At 63.9% G+C, this 22,259-nt stretch carries 18 protein-coding genes, 1 tRNA gene and 1 pseudogene; 8 read left to right on the forward strand and 12 right to left on the reverse strand.

Annotated elements, in window-relative coordinates:
• Positions 1–92: 92 nt before the first annotated feature.
• The 3 genes from V1277_RS14275 to V1277_RS14285 all read right to left on the reverse strand — a co-directional run bounded on the left by V1277_RS14275 (position 93) and on the right by V1277_RS14285 (position 2,577).
• A complete protein-coding gene (locus V1277_RS14275) occupies positions 93–899 on the reverse strand; it encodes a glutamine amidotransferase (RefSeq protein WP_334416772.1) in 807 nt (268 codons plus the stop codon).
• Between the two features lie 168 nt (positions 900–1,067).
• Positions 1,068–1,847: an SDR family NAD(P)-dependent oxidoreductase gene (locus V1277_RS14280; RefSeq protein ID WP_334371800.1), complete on the reverse strand. Its 780-nt coding sequence runs from the start codon at positions 1,845–1,847 to the stop codon at positions 1,068–1,070.
• A gap of 226 nt (positions 1,848–2,073) precedes the next feature.
• Positions 2,074–2,577, reverse strand: coding sequence for a tellurite resistance TerB family protein (locus V1277_RS14285; protein WP_334416774.1), 504 nt, complete (start codon positions 2,575–2,577; stop codon positions 2,074–2,076).
• A gap of 377 nt (positions 2,578–2,954) precedes the next feature.
• Here V1277_RS14285 and V1277_RS14290 point away from each other — a divergent pair, with 377 nt between their 5' ends.
• Entirely contained in the window at positions 2,955–3,431 is a 477-nt protein-coding gene (locus V1277_RS14290) for a hypothetical protein (RefSeq protein WP_334416775.1), read from the forward strand.
• 6 nt (positions 3,432–3,437) lie between these two features.
• Here V1277_RS14290 and V1277_RS14295 read toward each other — a convergent pair whose 3' ends face one another.
• From V1277_RS14295 to V1277_RS14305, 3 genes and pseudogenes are all read right to left on the reverse strand, one after another.
• Positions 3,438–4,847, reverse strand: a complete 1,410-nt coding sequence (locus tag V1277_RS14295) for an adenylate/guanylate cyclase domain-containing protein (RefSeq protein WP_334416777.1) — start codon at positions 4,845–4,847, stop codon at positions 3,438–3,440.
• Positions 4,848–4,949: 102 nt separating this feature from the next.
• Positions 4,950–6,335 (reverse strand): cytochrome P450, encoded by a 1,386-nt coding sequence (locus V1277_RS14300; protein ID WP_334416779.1) that lies wholly within the window; start codon positions 6,333–6,335, stop codon positions 4,950–4,952.
• 137 nt (positions 6,336–6,472) lie between these two features.
• Positions 6,473–7,841: pseudogene (locus tag V1277_RS14305) on the reverse strand (hydrolase).
• A gap of 149 nt (positions 7,842–7,990) precedes the next feature.
• Between V1277_RS14305 and V1277_RS14310 the strand changes: the two are divergent.
• The 6 genes from V1277_RS14310 (at position 7,991) to V1277_RS14335 (ending at position 14,787) form a co-directional block, all read left to right on the forward strand.
• Positions 7,991–9,682, forward strand: coding sequence for an MFS transporter (locus V1277_RS14310; RefSeq protein ID WP_334416781.1), 1,692 nt, complete (start codon positions 7,991–7,993; stop codon positions 9,680–9,682).
• A gap of 326 nt (positions 9,683–10,008) precedes the next feature.
• Positions 10,009–11,130, forward strand: a complete 1,122-nt coding sequence (locus V1277_RS14315) for a TRAP transporter substrate-binding protein (RefSeq protein WP_334416783.1) — start codon at positions 10,009–10,011, stop codon at positions 11,128–11,130.
• A gap of 112 nt (positions 11,131–11,242) precedes the next feature.
• Positions 11,243–11,848, forward strand: coding sequence for a TRAP transporter small permease subunit (locus V1277_RS14320; RefSeq protein WP_334416785.1), 606 nt, complete (start codon positions 11,243–11,245; stop codon positions 11,846–11,848).
• On the forward strand, positions 11,845–13,194 hold the full coding sequence (locus tag V1277_RS14325) for a TRAP transporter large permease (protein ID WP_334416787.1): 1,350 nt from the start codon (positions 11,845–11,847) through the stop codon (positions 13,192–13,194). The genes V1277_RS14320 and V1277_RS14325 overlap by 4 nt, the downstream gene beginning before the upstream one ends.
• A 31-nt stretch (positions 13,195–13,225) precedes the next feature.
• Positions 13,226–14,617, forward strand: coding sequence for an amidase (locus V1277_RS14330; RefSeq protein ID WP_334416789.1), 1,392 nt, complete (start codon positions 13,226–13,228; stop codon positions 14,615–14,617).
• Positions 14,614–14,787 (forward strand): hypothetical protein, encoded by a 174-nt coding sequence (locus V1277_RS14335; protein ID WP_334416791.1) that lies wholly within the window; start codon positions 14,614–14,616, stop codon positions 14,785–14,787. Before V1277_RS14330 ends, V1277_RS14335 begins: the two co-directional genes overlap by 4 nt.
• Before the next feature lie 21 nt (positions 14,788–14,808).
• Here the strand turns inward: V1277_RS14335 and V1277_RS14340 are convergent, their stop codons facing one another.
• Both V1277_RS14340 and V1277_RS14345 read right to left on the reverse strand, forming a co-directional pair.
• On the reverse strand, positions 14,809–15,030 hold the full coding sequence (locus V1277_RS14340; protein ID WP_334371781.1) for a hypothetical protein: 222 nt from the start codon (positions 15,028–15,030) through the stop codon (positions 14,809–14,811).
• A gap of 232 nt (positions 15,031–15,262) precedes the next feature.
• Entirely contained in the window at positions 15,263–15,541 is a 279-nt protein-coding gene (locus V1277_RS14345; protein WP_334416792.1) for a hypothetical protein, read from the reverse strand.
• 209 nt (positions 15,542–15,750) lie between these two features.
• Between V1277_RS14345 and V1277_RS14350 the strand changes: the two genes are divergently transcribed.
• Positions 15,751–16,785, forward strand: coding sequence for a polysaccharide deacetylase family protein (locus V1277_RS14350; protein ID WP_334416793.1), 1,035 nt, complete (start codon positions 15,751–15,753; stop codon positions 16,783–16,785).
• A gap of 599 nt (positions 16,786–17,384) precedes the next feature.
• Here V1277_RS14350 and V1277_RS14355 read toward each other — a convergent pair.
• The 4 genes from V1277_RS14355 to V1277_RS14370 form a co-directional block, all read right to left on the reverse strand.
• Positions 17,385–18,911, reverse strand: a complete 1,527-nt coding sequence (locus V1277_RS14355) for a hypothetical protein (RefSeq protein WP_334416795.1) — start codon at positions 18,909–18,911, stop codon at positions 17,385–17,387.
• A 152-nt stretch (positions 18,912–19,063) separates the two neighbouring features.
• Positions 19,064–19,139 (reverse strand) — tRNA-Thr (locus tag V1277_RS14360).
• Positions 19,140–19,233: 94 nt separating this feature from the next.
• The gene (locus V1277_RS14365; protein WP_334416797.1) at positions 19,234–21,012 is read right to left on the reverse strand and encodes a heme biosynthesis protein HemY; all 1,779 of its coding nucleotides are present in this window, start codon (positions 21,010–21,012) and stop codon (positions 19,234–19,236) included.
• An 8-nt stretch (positions 21,013–21,020) separates the two neighbouring features.
• Positions 21,021–22,244 (reverse strand): COG4223 family protein, encoded by a 1,224-nt coding sequence (locus V1277_RS14370; RefSeq protein ID WP_334416799.1) that lies wholly within the window; start codon positions 22,242–22,244, stop codon positions 21,021–21,023.
• Positions 22,245–22,259: the final 15 nt, after the last annotated feature.

The raw sequence follows: 22,259 nt of genomic DNA on the forward strand, positions 1-22,259 counted from the left end.
TGTCATTGCCGTGCGGGCTCAGGAGCGCGACACTATCACATCGGCGGTCTTTGAAAGACGTGCGATGGCGCGGGTGAAATTCCGCGTGGCGGCTATTCGGCCGCTTCCAGCAGAGCCGCGTGCGGCGCGCACACGATCCAGCCTGCAATGAAATTCTTCAGCCACGCCCGTTCGACGACGTCGTGCACGGCGCGGCCTTCGAAGTGAAGGTGACGCGGCTGCGCGCCCGGCGAATCCATCCGCACGCATCCGCGCGTGGTCCAGCGATGCATCATGGCGTAGGTGACGTCGGGATGAAACTGGAAGCCGAACGCGTGGCCGTGCCGAAACGCCTGCACCGGAAAGTCATCGCCTTCCGCCAGCAGTTCGGCGCCGTCAGGCAGTTGAAATCCTTCGCCGTGCCAATGGTAGACGCGCTCCGGCCAGTCCGAACAGAGCGCGTGACCAGCAGCGGTTGGGCGGATCGGATAGTAACCGACCTCGACCCTGCCTTCATGATGCGGCGCGACCTGCGCGCCCAATTGCTTGGCGAGCATCTGCGCGCCCAGGCAGATGCCGAGAAACGGCCGCCGCTCGCGCAAGGGAATTTCGATCCAGTCGATCTCGCGGCGGACATAGTCGTCGGAGTCGTTGGCGCTCATCGGGCCGCCGAAGATGACGGCGCCGGCATGCTGGGCCAGCGTTTCCGGCAACGGGTCGCCGAACCGCGGTCGCCTGATATCGAGGGGATAGCCGAGCGCGCGCAGCGCGTTGCCAACCCGGCCGGGTGTCGAGCTTTCCTGGTGGAGCACGATCAGAACCGGTGACGGGGATGCGGCGTCAGGCGCAAGCGCAGGCAGCGCCCCTCTGCCCGGAAAGGGCACGATGTTGTCGCCATTTTTGCTCGACCGGAACGACATCGACGTTGCTCAGGTGTCTCGAATCGAAACCATACCTAAGTGAGTATTAATTTCGCGTGAGTTCACACACACATCCAAAAATGTAAGCAAACCGGCGGGCCAGATGCGGTCAGCTCCCCCGGCCCGCGGTGCGAACGGGCAAGAACACCGGAAAAACCCGGGGATTCTTCAGCGCTGGCGGAGCTGGAAGCGACCGATCGCCCCGAGGATAAAGGAGCGCGGAAACAGCCGGAGCATGAACGGCACAAACTTGATGCCGAGGCCGGGCAACACTGCCCGTTTGTTCGCCATCAATCCGCTGTAGGCCTGCTGCGCGACATCAGCCGACGACATATTGAGGATCGACGAATCATAGCCGGGTCTAAATCCTGCGCGTGCCTGAAATTCCGAGGGCACGGGCCCCGGACACAACACTGTCACGCGCACGCCATGTGGCGCCAGTTCTGCACGCATGGCTTCGGTGAACGACAGCACATAGGCCTTGGACGCGTAATAAACCGCCATTCCCGGTCCCGGCAGAAAGCCCGCGATCGAGCCGACGTTGAGAAGGCCGCCGCGATTGCGGATCAGGTGATCGGAAAACCGCAGTGACAGGTCCGTCAGCGCGCGGATGTTGACGGCGATTATCTCGAGCTGGTTGGACCGATCGCGCTGGATTGCTCTGCCAAATACGCCAAATCCGGCGTTGTTGACGAGGTATTCAACCTCCACGCCGGAGGCGGTCAAGGCCTCGGCAATCCTGTCGCCACAGTCGGGTTGCGCAAGGTCGCAGGGGATGACGATCGGCGCCGTGCCGCCGGCCGCCTTAATTTCCGTCGCCAACGCTTCCAGGCGATCAGCGCGCCGCGCCACCAGCGCCACGCGATGACCCTTCGATGCAAAAACGCGCGCCAGCTCGGTGCCTATGCCCGCCGATGCACCAGTAATCAGCGTCACACGCTCGGTCACGGTTGAATGCTCTTAAAATCAAATCAGGGTTATGCTGCAGCACGGGAACGAGAGCATAGGCGCGCGGTGTGGCGCAAGCCATCCCCCAAACATGGCCCATGCCGGCCTGTGTGCTCCACGCGCTGAAGTCTCTATGTTTTCAGGCTTATCGCGCGCTGCCGCAGCCGGTTGCGGCGAACATCAAAGTTTCGTCATCTGCAATGACGCGTGGCTGCGCCGCTCATTGTCACATTGCTGCGTCTTCGGCCTTCGGCGCACCTGCGGACGAGACCGGCTGCCGCTCAGCCACCCGACGCTTGAGGTCGATCCGGTCGCGCGAGGAAATGCCGAGCAGGTCAGCCGCGCGCCAGACGACGTTATCCTCGAACTCACTGACCTGGCCGTCCGCGTATACCACTTCCCACATCATCTCGATGATGCGAAGCCGGCCCTCTTCGTTCACCGAACGCATGATGACGCTGGTGAAACGATAGAGATCGACCGCCTCGCCTTCGGCCCGCGTCGCCGACGCGATCAAATGATCCGCAGTCCCGGGATCGAGCTTGAATCGGCTTTCGATCAAACTGTGCAATTTGCGCTTCTCGATCGCGCTCGGCTCGCCGTCGAGCGAGACGACGTGGACCAGTAGCGCAGTCGCCGCGAGAAGATACCCGGTATCGTCGAACGCGAAGTCCGGATCCGCGTTGGGGGCAACGATGTCGGCAATGAATTGGCGCAGTCCGTCGAGCATCAATCTACCTGCAAATTCGAAGAAGCTGTCGAGCGAATATGGGTCGAAGACTTGGCCTTCGCAATCCGCGCGATGGGTGGCTGACAGGGCGCGCAGATTAAATCGGCGTCACGTTGGGTGTGACGGAAACATCTGCGCGAAACCTGGGCAGTGCCCAAAGCCGCCACGGCGAACGGCGCGCCTTCGCTTTTCTGCTGGCTCGGCCCGGGTTCAAAGCATGTAACCTTGCTGCTTCGGCAAGACACGGCCTATCGGCCAATGGCCGACTGCGCGATTCGCCGCAGGCAGTCGGTCGATATCCAATTGCAAATCATTCGCATTTGCACTAGGGAAAGAACTCATTGTTTCAGCAAGCTATTTTCAAAGAGGAAACGACCATGACCTCGTTGCGCTTCGCACTTGGTGCTGCCGTTATGTTGGGAATCGCGTCCGGAGCAGCGCTTGCGGCAGGTGACCTGTCGCGGCAGACGCCGATCGAGGTGACGGTCGATCTCGGCTCGCCCGGCAAACACGAATTCGCGCCGAAGCAACTCAAGTTCGAAACCGGCAAGCTCTACAAGCTGATCCTGCGCAATTCGAGCAACGATCCGCACTACTTCACCTCGCACGCGTTCTCGCAGATGGTGTTCACGCGCAAGGTGCAGGTGACGCAGCAGCAGAACGGCAAGACCGTTACGCTCGCCGAATTCAAGGGCGCGATTCGCGAGATCGAGGTCTATCCGGGACAATCCGCCGAATGGTGGCTGGTGCCGATCGCGGCCGGCCGCGTCAACGATCTACGCTGCGACATCAAGACCAGCGACGGCAAGACCCACGCCGAGCTCGGCATGACCGGCGAGATCGTGATCGAGTAGTGTCGTTTAAGGTATCTCGTACACCATCACCTTGTCGGCGATGCCGCGCAGCGCCGCTTCCTTCTGGATCGGCCTGATCGCCTTTTTCGCCAGAATGGTGGCAACGGCCGGCGATTCGATCACAGGTCCCGTGATGTGGATCTCCTGCGAGGTCGACAGGTGCTGCACCCTTGAAGCGATGTTGACGGTCTGACCGAAATAGTCCTGCCGCTCGTTCAGCATCACCGCCAGGCACGGACCTTCGTGGATGCCGATCTTGATAATCAGGTCTTCCCGGCCGCGCTCGGCATTCAGCGTCGCCATTGCCGCCCGCATGCGCAGGCCCGCGACGATCGCATGTTCCGGCCTGATGAAGGTCGCCATCACGGCATCGCCGATCGTCTTCACGACCGCGCCCTTCTCCGATGCGATGATTTCGAGCAGCGCGTGGAAATGCGCTCGCACCAGGTCGAAGGCGGCGAGATCGCCGACCCGCTCATAGAGCGCGGTGGAGCCCTTGAGGTCCGTGAACAGGAAGGTCAGCGAGGTGATCTTGAGGCGCTGATCGACGTTGAGATTATCCGCCTTGAAGACGTCGCGAAACGTCTGGTTGGACAGCATCCGCTTGGCGGTCAGGATCGGCTTGCGCTTGCCGAGCAGCTCATGGAGCGTGTCGTTGGCGACCCAGACCGCGGGCAGCACCCGGTGGTCGGTCTGATTGTCTAGCGACAGCCGTAGTGGTCCCGGCCGCATCACCGTCGAGCCCGTGGGCGCCTGCAGCTTGTTGAAGACGATCGAAAACTGTTGCCGCTCGCGGGTCGGCTCGCCCTGGACATCGAAGAAATGCGCCGAATGCGTCACCGGCTCGAACACGATCACGAACTGGTTGGGCAATTGCAGCGACAGCACCGCCTTCTCGCCCGCCGGCAGCTCGATGGCTTCCAGCGAGATCTCGTCGATCAGACGCTTGATCGATTCCTCGCTCAGGTCCATCCCCGAGCTCCAGAATATCTGGCGGTTATATTCCCAGATCGACAGCGTATTGGGATCGTGCGCGGCGATGCGCCTGACGCGCGGGCTGACCGTGAAAGCGACCTCGACGCGGTCGTCGACCGATGCCTCGTAACCTTGGGCGCATAGCGCGCAATTGTAATCGTCGTGGCGTAGCGATTTCAGGGTGCTGTGCGCGCCGAGCACGCCACCGCAGCCGGGGCACAGCACATTCCAGGTGAGATCGAACAGCCCGAGCCGCGCCGAATGCAGGAAAGCCGAGATGACCTTTTCCTCGTCCAGCCCGTAGCGCGCGGCGAAATCCAACAGGTTGATCCGGTTGAGGTCGCGGTCCTCGCCCTTGGCGATCAGTTGCGAGATGGCATCGACCACCGCGGGATCGGCGGTCTGCTTCAAGACTGCGAACTGGGCCTGGGTATCGCTCATGGTGACAACCTAGATGTCGCTCCCGCGGCGGCTGCGCAAGGTGCGCTTCCTTCTCTGACGCATTTTCTTCGCCTGGTCCGGCAATCCCCGATCAAAAAAAGACTACCGAGGCGTGATGGCGAACATCGGCGAACGGTCGGGCTGTGTCGTCACCACGCCGACCGGCATCACCGGATCCTTGTCAACCAGCGTGACGCGAAACGCGCCGATCATCTTCGCTAGCGCCAGCGTCGCCTCGACCAGCGCGAAATGCGCGCCGATGCAAACGCGGGCGCCGACGCCGAACGGCAGATACGCGAAGCGGTCGGGCGGCGTTCCCGTCATGAAGCGGGACGGGATGAAGGCACTCGGATCGCGCCACAATTTTTCGTGCCGATGCAACAGCCACGGCGCGATCAGAATGACGTCCTTCTTCTTGACCGGCAGGCCCGCGATCTTATCTGGCCCGATCGCCGCGCGTGCGATCAGGAACGCCGGCGGATAGAGCCGCATGGTCTCGTCGATCACCGCGCGGGTGAATTTCAACCGCTCGATATCGGACGCGCCGTTGACAGGCGCGGTCTGTACTTCGCTCGCCACCTGCTCCTGCGTGGCAGGATCGAGCGCCAGAAGATAGAGCGCCCAGAACAGTGCGGTCACCGTCGTCTCATGGCCGGCGAGAATCATGGTCGCGACCTGATCGCCGAGTTGCTCGTCTGAGAAGGCTTCGCCGGTTTCCGGATCGCGCGCGTCGCCCATCAGGTCGAACAGATCGCGCGCCGGCGCGCCCGCGGTTTTGCCGGCGGCGCGGCGCTCGGTCATCAACATGCCGACGAATACGGTCCAGCGCTTGCGGAAGCGGCTGCGCGCAATATCCTGCGGGCTTGGCCAGCTCAACGGCAGCAGCAGATCGAGGAAATGCGGGCGCGCCAGCCGCTCGCCATATTCCATCACGAAATCGCGCAAGGCAGCGCCATGGCGATCCATCCCGAACGAGAACATGGTGCGCCCGGCGATCTCGAGCGCCATCCGCTGCATCGCCTCGCGCAGGTCGACGTGTCCATTGCTGGCGGCTCTCAGCTTGGCGACCGTCTGGTCGGTCGCCGCCAGCATGTGCGGAATGAGCGGCATCACCGCGCGCGGCGTGAATGCCGGCGCCAACGTGCGGCGCTGATGCTTCCACGCGCGCCCTTCCGCGATCAAAAGACCTTCGCCGAGGATTGGACGCAGCACCCGGATACCGGCCGGCGTTCGCGTATAATTTTCGTAATTGTCGACCAGCACATGCTTGATCGCATCCGGCGCGTTGAGAATGAATGTGCTGCGTCCAAAGAAGCGGCCCTGGACGATATCTTCCTCATAGGCCCGCTGGCCCCAGCTACCGATCGGGCTTTCGCGGATAGCCTTCATCCGCCCGAACACCGTCATGTCGTCGGGCGCCCGCGGCGGGCTCGGCGGCACCAGCGGTGCGCGCGCAACCGTCATGTCGTAGGCTTCGGCTATGCTCATCGGCGCCACTCTCGTAGCCCGGACGAGCGTGGCGATATCCGGGACCAACGCCCCGCATATCGCTTCGCTCATGCGGGCTACGGCTCCAACTATGTATTCGATCCGGGCGCCACAAAGGCGCACCCGTCAGGAAACAGCTAATAAGTCAGTTCGGCAACCGCAATCCGGTTTTCCGAGGCCGGCCAGGCCCGCGCCACGATCCGCTCGGTGTTGAACATGGTCACCACGGGCCTGCCGACTTCCTCTGCCGGAAGCCGCAAGGTCGTGACCGAATCGGTCGGCACGCCGGATTTCACGTCCCTAGGCTCCTTGCCGTCGATTAGCACTACGTCCCGCGGCAGGCCGAAATAGCCCCGCGGACGCGACATCAGGACCACGGCGCCCGCGCCGGTATCGGCCGGCCCGAGCGGGCGTGCGGCACGCAGATGCACGATTTCGGAGGAGCGCGGAAGCGGCGAGCGGTAGAAATGGGTCGTCGGCGAACCCGCTGACGTCAACATGATTTCGAGAAACCAGGTAGCCTCGACCTGCGCCGGGCCCCAACGGCCGTCGGCGCCGGTTTGCGAAGAATGGATGGGACCGCCGGTCCGTTCACCGGTCTCGGCAGAGACGCGATAGATTTCGACCGTCGCGCCGGAGACCGGACGGTTGGTGACAACGCCGCCCGGCGTACCCGTCACAAGCCCGCTCAGCCTGACTTCCGCTTCCGGCACGATCTCGATTCGGGACGGCTCTGCGCCAGCGATAAATTTGTAGATCTCGCGAAACGCGCGCGGATGAAACGCGACCTCGCGATGATCGAGCGCGCCGAGCACCAGATTGGTCGCGCCCTTCAGCGCAGGACCATCTGATGTCACGCCGGTCGGTATGCCCGGCTTGCCGACGAAGCGTCCGTCGGGTTGCGCATATTTGTCGTTGCCGTCGCTGCGCAAAGTGAGAAACGCCGTGCCCGGCGTCGCCTCGCTGTCGCCCTCGTTCAAGCCGCGCAAGAACGGGCCGCGGCCGTTGAACTCGTTATTGATGCCGTCATCCCAATCATAGATTCCGTGATTGGGAACGCCGCACAGCACGGCGTGGCTCACATCAGCTCCGCCGCCATTTCTGATGTAATTGCGGATCGAATAGCCGCCGCGCGAATTACCGACGAGGGCGATGCGCCGCCGCGCCGGTGCGACGCTGCAATTCCTTGACGGCCTCGCCGAGCTCGCGGCGCTGGTCTTCGGTCGAGGAACGGTTCGGTTGCTGCACCTTGTCATCGGTGCGCGCCAGAGGATCGGTAAAATTGAACGCCAGCATTCGCTCGCGTGGCACGCCATTCGATTCCATTCGCCACAGCGTCGTTATCCAGAGTGCCGCGTGGTCGCCATTGCCATGCACGAACAGGATCGGCGGAACGGCCGCTGGTGCGGTCTGCGCCCGCGCCGGCAAACCGAGGAGCGGAAGACCGCCCGCCAGCAAAGGCAACGCTCCGGCACCCTTGAGGATCAACCGCCGCGACAGCCGCATTCCGAAACCTTCCGTTGCTTTTCAATACCTTAGCTGTGCGATAGCACCGCCGATAGTGCTGCTTCGACTGGACAGGCCAGGGCTTTCGCAGGCATCACTTTATATTCGAATGGAATCAAGCCGGTGACAGAACGCCAACGGAACCGATCATGACCGACCAGCCGAAACGCTCGCGTCTTGCGACTGACGGGATCGCAGCGCCGTTGCGACACGCGGTGTTCCGGCGCATCTGGCTCGCCAGCCTCGTTTCCAACCTGGGGATTTTGATCCAGGGCGTCGGCGCGGCCTGGGCGATGACGCAGATGACTTCTTCGGCCGACAAGGTCGCGCTGGTGCAGACCGCGCTGATGCTGCCGGTGATGCTGATCTCGATGCCCGCCGGCGCCATCGCCGACATGCACGACCGCCGCATCGTCGCGCTGGTCTCGCTCGGCATCGCGCTTGTCGGCGCAACCGCGCTCACGGTGCTGGCGTGGCTCGGCCTCGTGACGCCGAATATCCTCTTGGCGCTGTGCTTCGTCGTCGGCAGCGGCATGGCGCTGTTCGGGCCGGCCTGGCAGGCCTCAGTGACCGAGCAGGTGCCGGCGGAAACGCTGCCGGCGGCGGTCGCGCTCAACGGCATCAGCTACAACATTGCGCGCAGTTTCGGCCCGGCGATCGGCGGAATCGTCGTTGCTACCGCGGGCGCCGTGGCGGCGTTTGCCGTCAATGCGGTGCTGTATCTGCCGCTGATGGTGGTGATGTTTCTGTGGAATCGCGCCAACGAGCCGTCGCGCCTGCCGCGCGAACGGCTCAACCGCGCCATGGTCTCCGGCGTGCGCTACATCACCAATTCGCCGTCGATCAAGATCGTGCTGACGCGCACGCTGGTCACCGGCATCATTGGCGGCTCGGTCTCGGCGCTGATGCCACTGGTCGCCCGCGATCTCCTGCATGGCGGCGCGCAAACCTACGGCATCATGCTCGGGGCCTTCGGCATGGGCGCGGTATTCGGCGCGCTGAATATCGGCGAGGTGCGGCGGCGCATGAGCGGGGAGGCCGCGGTGCGCGCCTGCGCGATATCGATGGCCGGCGCGATCGCGGCGGTCGCCCTGAGCACCAACGCGGTCCTGACGGCGATTGCACTCGTGCTCGCCGGCGCGGTGTGGATGCTGGCGGTCGCCCTGTTCAATATCGGCGTGCAGCTTTCAGCGCCCCGCTGGGTTGCGGGCCGCTCGCTGGCGGCTTTCCAGGCGTCGATCGCCGGCGGCATTGCGGTGGGAAGCTGGGGCTGGGGACACCTCACCGACCTCGCCGGCGTGGAGATCGCGCTATTGGTCTCGGCCGGGCTGATGCTGATCTCGCCCCTGCTCGGCATCTGGCTGCGCATGCCGCCGGTCGGCGCGCGCAACGAGGATGCCACCGAACTGCTTGCCGATCCCGAGGTGCGGCTGTCGCTCACGGGGCGCAGCGGGCCGCTGGTGGTCGAAATCGAATATCGCGTCGCGCAGGACAACGCGCGCGCGTTTCATAATGTGATGCAGGAAGTGCAGCTCAGCCGCCAGCGCAACGGCGCCTATGGCTGGTCGATCGCGCGCGACATCGGCGACCCCGAATTGTGGACCGAGCGCTACCATTGCCCGACCTGGCTCGATTATCTGCGCCAGCGCAACCGTGCGACGCAGTCCGAGCGCGCCCTGCACCAGCGCGCGATCGACTTTCACCTAGGGCCGGAGCCGATCCGCGTCCGCCGCATGCTGGAGCGGCCGTTCGGCTCGGTCCGCTGGAAGGAAGATACCCCCGACCGCGCGGCCAACGAGGTCTTGCCGGTGGTCGCGACCGCGGCAGGCAGCAGCACCTGACCCATCGGTAAGGGTGCCGCGCCGCGGCTATTGAGCGCAGAAATGGCGCGGGAATAAATCAGCCCAACTTGATTCAGCGTACTGCCGACACCGCGCCACCAACTTCCTGCGACTAAAGTGCAAGACGCCGGTGGGCATTCGCCCAGCCGAACGCGAACAGGTCCTGCTTCGCGCCTGCGAGATAGCAACGTTACCCTGCCAATTGAGCGATTCATAAGGAGCCCGCGCACTTCCCGCTTGCCAAAATGCCGCGCAAGCCTTTGACTTGTCGTTGAGACAAACAAGCCTGCGGCGACAGCGGGCGACATCTCAACCGGGAGGAGCTCATGAGCAAGCGTAGCGATACAAGAACGACGCGGCGCCGTTTCCTGACGGCCGCGGCCGCCGGCGGTGCGGCGATTGCGATGCCACAAGTCAGCCGGGCGCAGACGGCAACCCTGAGGATGCAGGGCTCGTGGGGCAAGGCCGACGTCTTCAACGAGATGGCCGAAGACTATGTGAAGCGCGTCAACGAGATGGCGGGCGGCCGGTTGCGCATCGACTATCTGGTGGGCGGCTCGGTCGTGCACCCGTTCCAGGTGTTCGACGGCGTGCATGGCGGCCAGATCGACGCGGCACATACGGTGACCGTCTACTGGTACGGCAAGCACAAGGCCGCGTCGCTGTTCGGCACCGGGCCCGTGTTCGGCTTCAATGCCAACGAGGGTCTTGGCTGGATTCACAACGGCGGTGGCAAGGAGCTGTTCGAAGAACTCCAGACCCAGATCATGAAGGTCAATATCAAGAGCTTCTTCGCAATGCCGATGCCGACCCAGCCGCTCGGCTGGTTCAAAAAGCCGATCAACAGCGATGCCGACCTGAAGGGGCTCAAGTACCGCACCGTGGGTCTCGCCGCCGACTTGTTCCAGGTGATGGGCGCCTCTGTCGCGCAGCTTCCGGGCGGCGAAATCGTGCCGGCCATGGAGCGCGGCGTGATCGACGGATTCGAGTTCAACAACCCGACCTCGGACAGGCGCTTCGGCGCGCAGGACGTCGCCAAGAACTACATGTTGGGCAGCCACCATCAGGCGACGGAATACTTCGAGATCATGTTCAACCGCACGAAGTACAATGCGCTGGCCGCCGAGCAGAAGGCGATCCTGCAGTATGCCGCAGAGGCAGTCTCCTCCGCCAACGAGTGGAAGGGGATGGATTATTACTCCAAGGACCTGCAGGAACTGATCAGCAAGGACAAGGTCAACGTTCAGCGGACGCCGAAGTCCGTATTCGATGCGCAGATCAAGGCATGGGACGGCTTGATCGCCCAGCTCGGGTCGGATCCATTCATGAAGAAGGTGATGGACTCGCAGAAGGCATGGGTGCGCCGTGTGGTTTACTACAATATGACCAACGCGACGGATTATCGTGGCGCCTTCGAGCACCACTTCCCGGGTGTGCTCAAGGTCTGACGAGCCCGCAGCGCTGATCGGAGGTACGAATAATGGGCGGCGCGGTTGACGCGCCGCTCAGCCAGCAACTGGGGGACATCCGGATGTGCGATTTGCCGCGAGTTCAACTCGCATGAAGAAATTTCTGTTTTTCATCGATGAACTCAGCACATGGGTTGGCAAGGCGTTCGCCTGGCTGATCCTCGTCCTCACGCTCGGTGTCAGCTACGAGGTGTTCATGCGCTACGTGTTGCGTGCGCCGACCACCTGGGCATTCGACATCAGCTACATCACCTATGGCGCGATGTTCCTGATGGCCGGCGCCTACACGCTCTCGCGCAACGGCCATGTGCGCGCCGATGTGGTCTACCGGCTGTGGTCGCCGCGCACCCAGGCGACGATGGACCTCGTTCTCTACATTCTGTTCTTCCTGCCGGCGATTGCGGCATTGATGTATTCGGGCTGGAATTATGCCGATATGTCGGTGCGCTTCCGCGAAGTCAGCATCTTCAGTCCGGCCGGCGTGCCGGTGTTTCCGCTGAAGGCGCTGATCCCGATCACCGGCCTGCTTCTGTTTCTGCAAGGCTTCGCTGAAATCATCCGCTGCGTACTGTGCATCCGCACGGGCCAATGGCCGCAACGCCTGCACGACGTCGAGGAAACCGAGAGCCTCATCATCCGCGAGCATCAACAGCACCAGGCTGCGGTGGAGCCGACCGAGAAAGGAGCCGGCGCATGACCGACCCTCAACTCGGCATGCTGATGCTGGGGCTGTTCATCTTCATCATCATGCTCGGCTTCCCGATCGCCTTCACGCTGATGGCGATGGGCGTCTCGTTCGGCTACTATGCCTACTACACGCCCGGTCAGGAGTTCTTCCAGAACCGCATCTTCACGCTGCTGGTGCAGAAGACGTTCGAGGTCACGTCCAGCGACGTGCTGGTGGCGGTTCCGCTGTTCCTCTTCATGGGCTACCTGATCGAGCGCGCCAACATTCTCGATCGCCTGTTCTACTCCCTGCAATTGTCGATGAAGAACGTGCCGGGCGCGCTGGCGGTGGCTACTCTGATCACTTGCGCAATGTTCGCCACCGCCACCGGCATCGTCGGCGCCGTTGTCACGCTGATGGGGCTGCTGGCTTTGCCCGCCATGCTGCGGGCCGGCTACGACACCAAGCTGTCGGCAGGCGTGGTCTGCGCCGGCGGCTGCCTCGGCATCCTGATTCCACCGAGCATTCTCCTGATCGTCTACGCGGCCACCGCCGGCGTTTCGGCGGTCAAGCTTTATGCGGCCGCGTTTTTTCCGGGGTTCCTGCTGGCCGGGCTGTACGTCCTCTACGCTATCACGCGCGCGATCATCAATCCCGCGCTCGCACCGAAGCTGCCGCCCGAGCAGACTAACGTGCCGATCTCCACGGTGATCTGGGCGCTCGCCACATCATTCTTGCCGCTCGCGCTCCTCATCGTCGCCGTACTCGGCGCCATCCTGTTCGGGCTGGCGACGCCGTCCGAGGCGGCCGCGGTAGGTGCCCTCATGAGCATCGTTCTGGCGGCCGCCTATCGTTCGCTCAACTACACGATGATGAAGGAATCGGTATATCTGACGGTGCGCGCCACTGCGATGGTCTGCTACTTGTTCATCGGGTCGTGGACGTTTTCCGCGGTGTTTGCCGTCCTTGGCGGACAGACCGTGGTCGAGCAGTTCTTCGCCTCGATGAACCTGTCGCCGATCCAGTTCCTGCTATTGACCCAGATCATCATCTTCCTGCTCGGCTGGCCGCTGGAATGGACCGAGATCATCATCATCTTCGTGCCGATCTTCCTGCCGCTGCTTCCCAACTACGGCATCGATCCGATCTTCTTCGGCATCCTGGTCGCATTGAACACGCAGACAGCGTTCAACACGCCGCCCGTCGCGATGGCCGCCTTCTATTTAAAGGGCGTGGCGCCGCCGCAAGTGAAGCTCACCGACATCTTCTCCGGCGCGCTTCCCTTTGTCGGCCTGGTCTTCTTCACCATGGCTCTGGTCTACATCTTCCCGGAAATTGCGTTGTGGTTGCCCAGCTATCTCTATGGATCGCGGTGAGCCGGCCCGGTAAAGCGCTGAAAGGATGCGCATGAGTCTCAATGCGCTCGGGCTTGCGGAAGCGGCGGCCGGCATCCGCGACGGCCGGCTCAGCTCAGTGGAGCTTGTCGCCGACTGCTTGAAACGCATCGACGAAACCGATCGCGACATCGAGGCGTGGGCATTCCTCGATCGCGACTACGCGATGCGGCAGGCCGAGGCCGCGGACGACCGTCGCAAGCAGGGCAAGGCCACAGGCCCGTTGCATGGCGTGCCACTGGGCATCAAGGATATCTTCGATACCGGCGACATGCCGACGGAATTCGGATCCAGCCTGTGGGCCGGACGCACGCCGCGCCGCGATGCGGTGGCGGTGGCGCGCCTGCGGGCGGCAGGGGCCGTGATCCTCGGCAAGACGGTGACGACCGAGTATGCCTATTTCAATCCCGGCAAGACCCGAAATCCGCACAACCCGGCTCACACGCCGGGCGGGTCATCGTCGGGCTCCGCCGCGGCCGTTGCAGCGCTGATGGTGCCGGGCGCCATCGGCTCGCAGACCAATGGGTCCGTGATCCGCCCTGCCGCCTTCTGCGGGGTGGTTGGCTTCAAGCCGACACACGGTCTCATTCCACGGAGCGGCGCGCTACTGCTATCGCGGGCACTCGATCATGTCGGCGTGTTTGCTCGCTCGGTCGACGATGCAGCACTGCTGGCACAGACGCTTGCAGGTTTCGACGAGGAAGATCCGGATACGCGCCCCCTTGCCTCTCCCCGCTTTGTCGAAATGGCGGCAAGTGAGCCGCCATTGCCGCCACGGTTCGCCTTCGTGCGCTCGCCCGCGTGGAAGCATGTCGAGCAGGTGACGACGGAGGCGTTTGCCGAACTGGTGGAAGCGCTCGGCGAGCAAGTTTCCGAAGTCGAGATCGGCCCAAGTTTCGACCGCGCCATCGACATGCACCGCACCGTCATGGAAGTGGAGATGGCGCACAACCTGCATCGTGATTTCGAGCAGGGCGGCGGATCCTTAAGCCAGGTACTGCGCGCGCTGATCGAGCGCGGTCGCGTGGTTGCGGCCGTCGACTACACGCGCGCCTTGGCCGGCAGCGCGGCGCTCAACGCGGCGCTCGACGGCGTGTTCGACGAATACGACGCGATTCTGACCCCGTCTGCACCGGGCCCGGCGCCGCGCGGCCTCGACAGTACCGGCAACCCCGTGTTCTGCTCGACGTGGACTTACCTCGGCACGCCGGCGGTGACGCTGCCGCTGCTGCAATCGGAAAGCGGCCTGCCCATTGGCGTTCAGTTGGTCGGGCGCCGCGGCAACGATGCGCGGCTCCTGCGGACGGCCAACTGGCTAATCAAAACTCTTGGAAAAGGCGGCCGCGGCAAAGCCGCGCCTGCCAAAACCAATGCGCGTCGAGCGAAAACAAGGAGCGGCAGATGACAAATTTCATCACCGGACTGATCGGCGTTGCCGGCGTCTGCGCGTTTCTCGGCATCATGCTCTGGTGGATCAAGGCGGTGCCGCTGATCATCATCTGCGTGCTGGTGATGGCGCTATTGATTTACGATTTCTACCAATCGCTCCGCACCAACGGGAACGGCACGGGATAAGCCGCGGCCGCCCGGCGCCTTCTACTGCCCGGCGCTCGCTAGCTTCCGCTGGCAGGCCTTGCTGATCCGTGAGCGGTTCTGCTTCAGGCAGGCCAGAATGACCTGATCACCATCCTGCATCTGCGCCCGGCAATACCGCGAGACGTCGCGCGCGCACTCGTCATGCCCCTCTCTTTTTTGTGTTTGTGCCGATACGCTTGAGGCCATCAGGATCAGGGGAATGACGAAAAGGATCTTGGTCATTTGTTAATGCCTTCGTAGCCGGGAAACGCGATCAGCGCGCTCTATAGCGTTTTCTGGCGAGGTTGGAACCGGTCCGCGTCAGGAAAACGCGTCAAACAGGAATCCAGTGCGTCAAAATCCCGGCCGCACGCATTTGTGAACGGTGAAATGCCCCGTTCGCGTTGTGAACGCCGCGAAACGAAAAACGCCTGCGTCGCATCGCCGCAAGCGTTCCCGGGAGCCGGTGGGCCGACTATTGCGCGGCGAGCTTGCCCTTCTTCGCCGCGAGATCGCGATCCATCACGGTGCGGCAGCCCGCGCTCAGGTCGGCGCGATGCTTGATCATGCAGGCGGTGATCTTCGGAATATTCGGGATTTCCGAGCTGCAGAGGCGGAATGCGTCGCCGGTGCACATCTGCTGCTGCTCAGAGGTGAAGGCGAAGCTCTCGGTCGACGAAGCGGCGGCGAACGAGGTGGTCAGGGCCAGCACTAGGCTGACCTTGCGAACGGCATTGAAGAACACTGCGGTCATTGTCGGCTCCTGTTGGCTCGGCAGGCGAGCCCCGTTGTTGATGGCAGGAGCATGCGCCCGGAGCCGCGGGACGACTGTGACTGACCTCACTCGCGCATAAGCTGCTCATTTCCTTCACCTAGCCGGCGCTTGTTCGCGAGACGTTAAGACATTGTTGGCATTAATGGCCCGTTGCGTGTGTGTACCCCGAGTATGTGGAAAGAGTAGCGATGCGTAATGCGTTGGGCCTGATGCTGGCCAGTGTAGTGATGGCGCTGGTGATCACCGGCGTTTGGTTCTGGACCTCCTCGCCGCGGACCGACGCGGCTGCACCCCAAACTGTTGCCGCCCGTGCGCCCGAGCCGCTGCCGGCGCCCGCCGCAGCCAGGCCGGCACCGAGGGACGACGTCGAGACCACGGCCTCGCTCTCGAAGCCGGCCCCTGCCCCGGCGCCCATTCCCGCAGCCCTGCCGATGCGATCAGCCTGCGCCAATCCCGACGCACTCGGCGTCAGCCGCACCGTCGTGATCGACACCACCGGCGGCCCCGGCTTCGGCTTCCTGCAATACAAGCAGTTCGACTTCCTGACCGACAAAGAGGTTGTGCTGACCTTCGACGACGGCCCGTGGCCGACTACGCCCGCCGTGCTCAAGGCGCTATCGGATGAATGCACCAAGGCCTTGTTCTTCCCGGTCGGCAAGCACACGACTTATCATCCGGAAATTCTCAAGCAGGTCGCCAATGCCGGCCACACCATCGGCTCGCACACCTGGTCGCATGCCCATCTCGACAGCAAGAAACTGACCGAAGCGCAGGTCAAGGAAGAGATCGAGAAGGGCTTTAGCGCGGTGAAGATGGCGCTCGGGACGGCGCCCGCGCCGTTCTTTCGCTTCCCGGGGCTTGCGCACACGCAGCCGGCCCTCGGCTATCTCGCCTCGCGCAACATCTCGATGTTTTCGGTTGATGTTGATTCCAACGACTTCAAATCGTCGGGTCCCGACCAGGTCATCCAGAACGTCATGACCAAGCTCGACAAGCAGGGCAAGGGCGTCATCCTGATGCACGATCTGCAGAAGAGCACGGCGCAAGCTTTGCCGACATTGCTGCGCCGCCTGAAAGCCGGCGGCTACAAGGTCGTGCAAATGCGCGCCAAGGAGCAACTCGAAACCCTGCCCGAATATGACGCGATGCTGGTGAAGGACCAGAAGATGCCGGCGGTTGCCAGCCGCCCGATCAGCAGCGTGGTCCAGACGGTTTCGCAGTAAGCCGATCGGCTCAAGCACGCAAAACGCGCCCCTCGGAGTAATCCCGAGGGGCGCGTTTTGCTTTGGCAATGTTTACCAGTAGATCCCGTGGCGATGCAGCTCGCGGACGATGCGCGCTTCAATCCAGTGGTGCCTGCGGCGCGGCTTCATGCTCCTGGACATGAACGCCGTTCTCCGAGCAACGGGCCTTCCGCGCTCGGCTCTCGACCGCTCAGCGGCCGGCTGTTGAACCTTTGCTGCCGGCTTGGGCGCCTCGGCCTTCGGAGTCTCAGCCTTCGCTGTTTCAGCCTTCGGAGTCTCAGCTTTGGGCTCGATCGCCGGCCGCTCGACATATTTCGGCGGTTCCGGCGGCTGCGGGACTTCAGCGGTTTTCGGTGCATCGACGGCCTTCGCGGGCGCCCGCTCGATGCCCCCCAGCGACAAGCTCCGATCCCCAGCCTGAGCAGCAGTGGATGCCAGAACGAATCCTGCGATGAGAATGAGTTTACGCATGTTGGTGTCTCCCCTTGAGGTCGAGGCGGAGACTAGGCCGGGCCCGCGGCTCTCTATGTGAGACAGGTCACGCAAGGCATGCACCGCCCGGCGATCTATCGACGCGCCTAGGACCGGGTCTGATCCACTCGCCTCAGGATCTCTATCCCCATGATATTCTTCACCAAGATATAGGATTTCAGGAGTTGGGAGAGTTCGGGGTCGGCAGCGGCCCAACTACCCCAGTCGCTATTCTGGTTGTCGATCACAACAACGTCGGGCGGCTGCTTCCTGAAATCCTCGATCAGGCCGGCGCGCTCGCGCGCCACGTAGCCCGCGAGGCGGTCCGCCGTCGCCTGATCGATGGTCCCGTCCCGGAGCGCCCGACGAACGACTTCCCGAACCCAAAGCGCCTGCTGACGCGAGACCCATGTCCCCCCAAGCTCGCGAACCGCCGGATGACCGATGTCGTTCGCCGCACTCAGCATCAGGATCTTCGGCCGCGGCCCTATCGGGGTGACCTCCTCCCGGACGACCCGCGTATCGATGCTTGTGGCGAACCGGAGGCATCCGTTTGCGAAGACAAGCGCGATGAGCAACATCGCGCCAACGCGAAGCCGACGCGATCCCGCCTGCCTCTCGCCGCCGGCCGCGACCGCCCAACCTGCGGCCAGTAATCCGAGCGCGACCATCGGATAGGCGTGATATCCCCATCCCTTGGCCTGCACGAAAAACGAGACCGCGAAGCCGAGCGATCCGGCCATCATCACCAGCGCCACCGTGTCCACTTTCTGCCGCCGGCTTTGCAACGCCAGCGTGACCGTGATCGCCAGCAGCCACAGCGTTGTTGCTGACGTCGGCAGAATGGAGAGGAGCGGTAAGTTCGCCAGCAGATAGACGTCGCGCACCAGCGGATAGATGAGCGTAAGATACTCCGGATAGAACGCGACGATGCAGAGCGCATGGATCACGACCAAGGTCGCGGCGATCCAGTTCTCCGGCGCGAACAGCACCCGCCAGTCTCGCGCTTGCGCGGCTGCGGTCAGAATGCAAAAGCCGACCGCAAAGACGAAATACGGCTTGAAGTTCATGGTTGTCGCGGCGCACAGGCCGGCGATCAGGATCGCCGACGGCGCAACCCGCTCGCCATTGGCGCGCAGGATGTAGACCGCAAGCGCCGGCAGCAGCGCCACCAGCGCCAGATGTTCGCGCTGGCCGAAATCATACATCGGCAAAATGGTCAGCAACGCGGCCGCCCATACAGCAACCACGCCACCGGCACGCTCGCGCAACGAGGAGAAACGCAAGGCCCGCCATGTCAGCGCCAGCGATGCCGCGATCAATAGAAAGATCAGCCCGTTGGTGACGACCTCAGGCCGCATGTGAATCGCGCGTGCAACGACGACGCCGAGCATATAGACCGATCCCGCCATCGGCGGATTGGTCTCGAGGATGTCGACATACAAACGCTGGCCGTCGAGCATGCGCTCGCAGATGGTCAACCACCAGCTTACATCGACGTTGAAGGGCAAAATCCCTCGCAGCATGATCGCCACCATGAAGACGGCGACGACGGCGTGCAGGGGAGTCACGGCCCAGGCTCCCTGGCGGGCGGTTTCGTCCCCGGGAAGGCTCAGGCCGACATTGAGCGACATGCAAGATCCTGCTGAAAACTGTGCAGGCAAGCTAGATGGGGCCAGTTAATAAGAGATTTCAGGGGGTTGGATACGCGCTTGCCAAGCACATGGCTATGAAGCTGAAGGCGGCGATCGGCTGAAAGGAAGCGCTCCGGCGCCGAAAAAAAGCGTGGTGCCGCAAACAGGACTCGAACCTGTGACCCCGTCATTACGAATGACGTGCTCTACCAACTGAGCTATTGCGGCGGACCAAAGCGGCGTCCGGGCGTTAGCCGCGAACGCCCGCACCTGATATCGGGCAGCGCCCCGATTGGCAAGAAAAACGCTGCTTCGGAAACCCCTAGCTGCCGCCCCAACGTGACAAAAATCCCCGCCAGCCGCCGGCCTGGGCCTTGGGCGGGGCGATTTGTTCCGCGAACTCGTCCGCTGGGCCGTCCTCGTCGATGCCGGGATCGTCCGGGGCTCGAATGAGGGGGATCACTGCGGGAATCGGGGCCGGAACCGTCTTTGGAATATCCTGACGCGAACGGAACAGCGGGGCCGGCTGGCTTGGTGCCGGTTCGGCCGGCTTCGGCGGGGCTGGCTCCGGCGTCGGAGGAATGGTGGCCGCTTCGGGGCGGGGGACCTCGGCGGGAGGCACTTCGGCAGCAGCCGCGGGTGGCGGCACATTGTCCTGCGCGGCCGGTGCCACGGGCGGTTCGGGCGTGACAGGGGCAGCGGGCCCGGCAGGCTGCTCGTCCACGACCTCAGGCGGCGCAATCACCACGGCACGGCGCGGCGTCGCCAACATGGCTTCCTCGAACGGGGAGGATTCGATCGTGCTCACCTTATCGGACGGCAGGGCCGCGACCGGCGTCTGCCACTGGAAGGCATCGAGCCGCCCGGTAACCGGGGAGACCGGCCGCCAGCGATCACTGACATAGCCGTCCGCGGTCCAGGCCGGATCGTGCAGCGCGCGCACCGCGCGCAAGGTCCACGCGCGCGCGCGGCCACTATCGCCGTGCTCGGTGCGCTCGATCTCGGCCATCAACAGTGCGACCCGCTGCGTCGGCTGAGCGATGAAGGGCGCCAGCGCCTCGCGTGCCTTGGTGAACTCGGACGCGTCGATCGCGGCGCGCGCGATCGCCAGCGCGCCCTCGATATGTTCAGGCGCTTTCGCCGCCAGCGTCTCCACCCGCACCAGCCGTTGGCGCGCGGAATCCCCCAACTTCACATGGGCATAGGCATCGGCCAGATCCGGATGCGGCTGCGCCAGCCACGCCGTCTCGACAAGCCGCATCGAACGCCGCACCTGGTGCGCTTCGCTCTCGAACTTGCTCGCCAGCACCGCGGCGGGCACCAGCGTCGGCGCCAGCTTGACCGCTTCCATCACGCTCTCGCGCGCCAGGTCGCGATCGACCTTTTCGAGTTCGAGCGCGCGTGCGGTCAGCAGCACGCCGCGCTGCCGGCGATAGGTCGCCTTGTCGATCAGCCCTGCCGATTGATTGTTGTCGAGGATTTTTAGCGCGCCAGCCCAGTCACCCTTGGCGCAGCAGAAGCCTAGCACGGCGTGCGATGCCCATGACGACGACGGCGACAGCTTTAGCGCTTCCTCGGCGAGCATGACGGCGGCGACGGGATCGTCGGCGCGCTGCGCCTCGATGAACAGGCCGCGCAGGCCCAACAGCCGCGTGTCTTCGCGCTCCGCCATGGCGCGGAAGGCGCGCTGCGCGCCCTCGCGGTCGCCGTCGAGCTGCGCCGACTGCGCGTGCAGCAGCAAGGCCAGCGGATCATGCGCCGCATGCTTTCGCGCGGCGTCCGCATGGATACGGGCAGCCGTGGAATCGCCATGGCCGATCGCGAGCAGGCCCTGGGTGATCGCATGCCGGCCGCGGGCCTGACGACGTTCGCGCCGGTTGCGGCGGATCCGTTGCGGCGTGCGCCACAGGCCGCGCAGGGTCGCCCACAGCATCATCGCCGCGACGATAACGATGCCGAGTGCCAGCACGAACACCGGCAGCGTGGTCTGCACGCGATAGCCGCCCCACGACAGCGCGACATCGCCGGTCTGCTCGGCAATCCAGGCCGCGCCCGCTGCACCGAGCGCGATCAACAGCAGAAACAGAATGATCCGGACCATTGAAATCCTTATTGCGCCGGTTTGGCGAGCACAGCCATGGCCTCAGTCGCAAATTGACGGGATGCGGCCAGCGCGGCGTCGCGCGCATCGGCCGACTCAAGCCATGATTGCGCCGCGGCGCGATCGGCCGGCTCCAGCGTCCTCAATTCCCGCCGCGCCTCGTTGAAATCGTTGCGCAGCGCAGCCGCCGTGATCCGCGCCACCACGGCGCCGCGATCCGTCCCGGCGGTATCGGTGCGTTCGATCTTGACCAGTTTGGCAGCACCGGCCTGCAGACGGTCGACGATGCCGGTGCCGGTGGTGGCGGCGCTCTGTTGGGCCGGCAACAGTTTTGGCACCAGCGCCAACAGTTCCGTGCTCAGCTTGCCGGCGTTCGGCACGCCCTTCTCCGCAAATTCATCGAGCGCCTTCAGCGCTTCGGGATTTGGTGCCAGCGCCTTGGCTGCGGCGAGCGCCGTCGGATAGGGATCGCCGATCCGGACCAGCACATCGAGCAGCGCTGCCGATACCACACGGCGCAGCGGCATATCATCCGCAGGTTTGGCGTCGGCCGTCGGGTCGGCAAGCTTGCTGCCTTGTTGCGCGATCTCGGCGCTCTGCGCCCGCATCTGGCTCTCGACCTTGGTGATGCGTTCGGCGAAAGCGGCGAGATCAGGCAACACGGTGCCGTCGCCACGCGGCGCCGACTTCACCTCGTTGATGGCAGATGCCAGCTTCTCGCCTTGCGCGCGCGCCGCGGCGAGCTCACCGCGCAGGGTCGCGACCGATTTTTCAAGCGCGTCTGTGCGCGCGGCCGCGGCGGGATCGGCCACCGGTTTGCCCACCCTGGATTCGAGGCCGGCGATTTGCGCGGTCAAACCGTCGATGGCAGCGGCGTTGAGCTGCGCGGTCTGCGATACGGAGGCCGGCTGAATCGCGGGCCAGCCCAGCATCCAGCCGACACCGATCACCAGCGCCGCCGCGACCGCGCCGGAAACCGGCGCGACGACCCAGGGTGAGACAGGCCGGGACGGCGGCTCCGCAACCCGTGACTCCTCAACTGGAGACTGCTCAACCGGCGCTTGGGCGATCTCGGGCGCGGGTTCAGCCTCAGGCTGCTCGGATGGCGCCTCGCCAGAGCTCTTGGTCTCGCTCGAAACTTCGGAGGCATCGAGATCGATGGTCGGCGGCTCACGCTTCGGCCGACCCGATTCGGGCAGCGATCCAGTGTCTTCGGGCCTGTTATCGACCATCACAACGGTTCCCTT

It is taken from the genome of Bradyrhizobium sp. AZCC 1588, from assembly GCF_036924735.1.
Classification (GTDB): domain Bacteria; phylum Pseudomonadota; class Alphaproteobacteria; order Rhizobiales; family Xanthobacteraceae; genus Bradyrhizobium.